Here is a 4527-nt window from a genome sequence, read left to right as displayed (position 1 = left end):
CGTCACCACCGGCGTCGGCGGGACCACGGCGACGCCGGCCGCCGACCGGGCCGCCCGGCTGGCCGGGCTCGCCGGCGCCGAGCGGGAACGGCGCCTGCTCGACCTGGTCCGTACCACCGTCGCCCTGGTGCTCGGCCACGTCGGGACGGACGAGATCGACGCGCGCCACACCTTCCGGGAGCTCGGCTTCGACTCGCTCGGCGCCGTCGAACTGCGCGACCGGCTGGCCGCGGCGACCGGGCTGCGGCTGGACAGCGCCGTCACCTTCAACCACGCGACCCCGGCGGCGCTGGCCCGCCATCTCTCCGACGCGCTCGCCGGCGACAGCGCCACCGGTGCCGCCGGCACGGCGGCGCCGCCCACCGACGGGCCGGGCGAACCCGGGCCCGCGGACGAACCGATCGCGATCGTGGGCATCGGCTGCCGCTATCCGGGCGCGGTCGCCACGCCGGAGGACCTCTGGGATCTCGTGGCGGCCGGCACCGACGCCATCTCCGGCTTCCCGACCGACCGGGGCTGGGACCTCGCCGCCCTGTTCGGCGCCGACCCCGACCAGCCGGGCAGCTCCTACGTGCGCGCCGGTGGCTTCCTGGCCGACGCCGACCGGTTCGACGCCGCCTTCTTTGGCGTCGGGCCACGCGAGGCCGCCGCCATGGACCCGCAGCAGCGGCTGGTGCTGGAAACGTCCTGGGAGGCGGTGGAACGCGCCGGCATCGATCCGGTCTCGCTGCGCGGCAGCCGCACCGGCGTGTTCGTCGGTGCTTCCCCCGTGGACTACGGGCCGCGCCTGCACCAGCCGGCGGACGGCTCCGCCGGCTACCTGCTCACCGGCGGGGCCACCAGCGTGATCTCCGGCCGGGTCGCCTACACCCTGGGCCTGGAAGGCCCCGCGGTGACCGTCGACACCGCCTGCTCGTCGTCGCTTGTCGCGCTGCACCTGGCCGCGGGAGCGCTGCGGCTGGGCGAGTGCTCGCTGGCGCTGGCCGGCGGGGTGGCGGTGATGTCCACCCCGGGGATGTTCGTCGAGTTCAGCCGCCAGCGGGGGCTGGCCGCCGACGGGCGCTGCAAGGCGTTCGCCGCCGCGGCCGACGGCACCGGCTGGTCCGAGGGCGTCGGCATCGTGGTGCTCGAACGCCTCTCCGACGCGACCCGGCTCGGCCACCCGGTGCTCGCCGTCCTGCGGGGGTCGGCGGTGAACTCGGATGGGGCGAGCAACGGGCTGACCGCCCCCAGCGGGCCGGCGCAGGAGCGGGTGATCCGGGCCGCGCTCGCCGGCGCGGGCCTCACCCCGGCCCAGGTCGACGTGGTCGAGGCGCACGGCACCGGGACGACCCTCGGCGACCCGATCGAGGCCGGGGCGATCCTCGCGACCTACGGCCAGGGCCGGGGGGAGCGTGGGCCGCTGCTGCTGGGCTCGCTGAAGTCGAACATCGGGCACACCCAGGCGGCGGCCGGCATCGGCGGCGTGATCAAGGTGATCGGCGCGCTCCGGCGCGGCGAGCTGCCGCGCACCCTGCACGTGGACGCCCCGTCCCCGCACGTGGACTGGTCATCGGGTGACATACGGCTGCTGACGGAGCCGGTTGCCTGGCCGGCCGGCGCCGAGCCGCGGCGGGCGGCGGTGTCATCCTTCGGGATCAGCGGCACCAACGCGCACGTCATCATCGAGGAGGCGCCGGGTGCCCCCGAACCGGTGCCCGCGCCGGTGCTCGACCAGGCCCCGGCCGCCGCTGCCGAGCCAGGCCAACCGGCCCCGGACGTGGCTCCGGACGGGATCTCGGACGGGGTCACAGACAGGGCCATGGACACCCGCGGCCCAGCCGTCCCGTCCCTGTCGCTGTGGCCGCTGTCGGCCCGTGACGAGGCCGGGCTGCGGGCGCAGGCCCGTAGCCTGCATGCCTTCGCCACCGCGAACCCGACGACACCGGTCGACGACATCGCCTTCTCGCTGGCCACCTCCCGGGCCGGCCTGCCGGTGCGCGCCGCGGTGCCGGGCGCCGACCGCGTAACGCTGCTCGCCGGCCTCGACGCGCTTGCCCGCGACAGCGCCGACGCGGGGGTGATCCGTGGCCGGGTCCCCGACGCCACCGGCCCGACCGCGTTCCTCTTCGCCGGCCAGGGCTCCCAGCGTCCCGGCATGGGCCGGGAGCTGTGGGAGCGCTCACCGGTCTTCGCCGACGCGCTGGCGGAGGTCCTCGCCGCGCTCGACCGGTATCTCGACCGTCCGCTGGCGGAGCTGATCTTCGCGGCCCCCGACGCCCCGGAAGCGGCCCTGCTGAACCGGACCGCCTACACCCAGCCGGCGCTGTTCGCGCTGGAGGTGGCGCTGTTCCGGCTCGCCGAGGGGCTGGGGGTCCGGCCCGACCTGCTCGTCGGGCACTCCATCGGGGAGCTGGCCGCCGCCCACGTCGCCGGTGTGCTGTCGCTGCCCGACGCCGCGACGCTGGTCGTCGCCCGTGGCCGGCTGATGCAGTCCGGCCAGCCGGGCGGCGCGATGATCGCCATCGCCGCGACCGAGCGGGAGGTGCGCGACAGCATCGCCGCCCTGCGCGCCGAACTGGACGCCGAACATGCCACCAGGTCGGACGCCGACGGTGCCACCAGGTCGGACACCAACGGTGCCGCCGACTCGGACGCCGGCTCGGACACTGGCCGTGACGCCGGGAGCGGCGCCGGGGCGGTCGTCGACCTGGCCGCCGTGAACGGGCCGAACGCCGTCGTCGTCTCCGGGGACGCCGACGCGGTCGAACGGGTCGCCGCGCACTGGCGGGAACAGGGCCGGCGGACCGGCCGGCTACGGGTCAGCCACGCCTTCCACTCGGGGCACATGGACCCGGTCCTGGCCGAGTTCCGCGCCGTCGCCGCCGCTCTGAGCTTCCACCCGCCGCGTATCCCGATCGTCTCCACCGCCACCGGCGCCCTCGCCACCGACGAGGAGCTCACCTCGCCGGACTACTGGGTCGCCCAGCTGCGCGGCACCGTGCGCTTCCACGACGCCATCCGCGACCTCGACGCCCGCGGCGTGCGGACCTACCTGGAGCTGGGGCCGGACGCGACGCTGACCGCCGCCGCCCGACAGGCCATCAGCGCCACGGCCGCCGACGCCGTGGCCGTCCCGCTGCTGCGCCCCGACCGGCCGGCGGACGCGACGGTCACCGCCGCCCTGGGCACGCTGTGGGCGAACGGGACCGCGCCGGACTGGCGGGCGCTGTTCCCCGGCGCCCGCCGGGTCGACCTGCCGACCTACCCGTTCACCCGGCAGCGGTACTGGCTGACTGCCCCCGCCTCGACAGCCGGCCCCGACGCCGCCGGACACCCGCTGCTCGACCTGCGCCTCGACCTCGCGGACCGGGACGAGGCGGTGTTCTCCGGCCGGGTCTCGCGCGCGAGCAGGCCATGGCTGGCCGACCACGTCATCGACGGCCGGGTGCTGCTGCCCGGGACCGTCCTGCTCGACCTGGCCCTGGCCGCGGGCACCCGGGTGGGCTACCCCGTCGTGGCCGACCTGGCCCTGGAGGAGCCGCTCGCGCTGCCGGCCGACGCCGCCGTACGCCTGCAGGTCGCCGTCGGCCGCCCGGACTCGGCCGGCCGCCGCCCCGTCGACATCCACGCCCGGGTGGACGGCCCCACGCCGTCCACCGGTACCGGCGGCAGCGCCGGCGCGGACGGCGCCACCGGCACCGGGCCGGCGCCGGCCGGCGCGTCCGCCTGGACCCGGCACGCCTCCGGAGTGCTCACCGCCGTCGGAGCGGACGACAGCTTGTCCGCTCCGACGCCCCCTGCCGGGGCGGACTGGCCGGAGCCGGACGGCGCGGTGCTGGACGCCGCCTACCGGCGCCTCGCCGAGCACGGCTACGAGTACGGGCCGGCGTTCACCGGCCTGCGCCGGCTGGCGCGGGACGGGGACACGCTGCGCTTCGAGGTTGCGCTGCCCGAAGCCGCGACGGCGGACAGCGACGGGTTCGGCGTCCACCCGGCGCTGCTCGACGCGGCCCTGCACCCGCTGGTGCTCGAGCTCGCGCCACAGCAGGTGGGCAGCGACATCGCCCTGCCCTTCTCCTGGAGCGGAGCCCGGCTGCCCGCCGTGGCACCGGACGTGCTCCGCGTGACGGCAACGCGAATCCGGCCGGACGCGTTCGCTCTCGCGCTGTTAGACCAGGATGGCGCGCCCGTCGGCGAGATCGCCTCGGTCGTGCTGCGCCCGGTGTCCCGGCAGCGGCTCGGCCGGTCCGGGCTCGACCTGGCCACCGCGCTGCACACGCTGACCTGGCGTCCAGCGGACCTCCCCGGCGCCGGTGCCAGCCTCGGCGCCGCCTCCTCAGCCGGCTCCGCGGACGCGGCGGACGCGGCTGGCTCGGCCGACACGGACACGGACACGCCGCGCTTCGTCCTGCTCAGCGACCTGGCGTCTCCCAACGACCTGGCCGAGGCGGCCGAGGTGACGTTCCCCGGCGAGGGGGACGTCGTCGTGCCGCCGGCACCGCCGGCCGAGCCCGGCGCGGACCTGCCGGCGGCGGCGCGCGGCAC

Annotated in this window: 1 protein-coding gene; it reads left to right on the top strand. The window is 77.2% G+C overall.

Features of this window, described 5'->3' with window-relative positions:
* Window positions 1–4527: type I polyketide synthase (locus CM1CMNOD_RS08790; protein WP_131773938.1), on the top strand; the 4527-nt coding region annotated here is incomplete at both ends.

It is taken from the genome of Protofrankia symbiont of Coriaria myrtifolia, assembly GCF_900634755.1.
GTDB lineage: Bacteria > Actinomycetota > Actinomycetes > Frankiales > Frankiaceae > Protofrankia > Protofrankia coriariae.
Note: the sequence above shows the minus strand (reverse complement) of the source record. Positions and strands in the feature narration are given on the sequence as shown.